Annotated in this window: 1 protein-coding gene; it reads left to right on the top strand. The window is 58.4% G+C overall.

The window, feature by feature from the left end; translation table 11 throughout:
- On the top strand, positions 1 to 550 hold a 550-nt coding region (locus tag L990_RS17200; protein ID WP_047452006.1), incomplete at both ends, for a thioredoxin family protein.

Below are 550 nucleotides of genomic sequence, written 5' to 3' on the forward strand. Positions count from 1 at the left end.
ATAGCGACATGAAGTACCTTTCGGTACCGCGCCTGATGATGGCGCTAGCCACCTTCTCGTTTGTGGTATACCTTATACCGGGCATGTGGGGCGCGCCGCTAAGCGGCATCTCGGGCTACCTGCCCCCCCAATCGTCGCAGGACTTTGATCTGAGCCGTGGCGTAACCGCCGCCACCTCCTCCGACATCGGCAAGGTGAAGCATGGCGAGTTCCTGCACCTGCCTCACGGACTAAAGGGCTTCTTCGACCTGAAGGAGGCCAAGGCGTACGCCCAAAAGGTAAACAAGCCGATATTTATCGACTTTACGGGCCACGGCTGCGTAAACTGCCGCGAAATGGAGGCCCGCGTTTGGAGCGATCCGCGCGTGCTGAAGCTGCTGCAGGAGGAGTACGTAATCCTGGCGCTGTACGTCGACGACAAGACGGAGCTGCCCCAGAGCGAGTGGATCACCAACGCCAAGGGCAAGGTGCTAAAGAGCCTGGGCAAAATCAACGCCGACTACCAAATCACCAAGTTTAACGTGAACGCCCAGCCCTACTACGTGCTGAT

It is taken from the genome of Alistipes sp. ZOR0009 (genome assembly GCF_000798815.1).
GTDB lineage: Bacteria > Bacteroidota > Bacteroidia > Bacteroidales > ZOR0009 > Acetobacteroides.